This window comes from Pedobacter sp. MR22-3 (assembly GCF_026240075.1).
Classification (GTDB): domain Bacteria; phylum Bacteroidota; class Bacteroidia; order Sphingobacteriales; family Sphingobacteriaceae; genus Pedobacter.
Map to the genome: position 1 here is coordinate 1 of NZ_JAPIVF010000019.1, position 331 is coordinate 331.

The 331-nt window shown below is 38.1% G+C and carries 1 pseudogene; it reads left to right on the forward strand.

Annotated elements, in window-relative coordinates:
- Positions 1 to 331, forward strand: a pseudogene (locus OQ267_RS22370) (OmpA family protein); the annotation flags it as partial.

Below are 331 nucleotides of genomic sequence, written 5' to 3' on the forward strand. Positions count from 1 at the left end.
ATTAAACATCGCTAACTTCAGCTTAAATACTGAAAACGCGGTATTGATTCCGTACATTAAGGCAGGTGCCGGTTATATGGCTTCTGATTCTCAGGTAGGAACTACTCAGGTTTTTACTGACAGAGAAGGCTGGTACATCCCAACCGGAGTTGGATTTAAATTTGGCGTTTCAAAAGGCATCAACATTGATTTAGGTTATGACATCAACTTCATTAAATCATCTCCTACCGTTAAAAATGCTTACTTAGAAAGCAGATATTCTTACTCTCACGTAGGTTTGGAGTTTGCTTTGGGTAACAAAGAAAATTCTCAATTACAAAACTATAGCGCC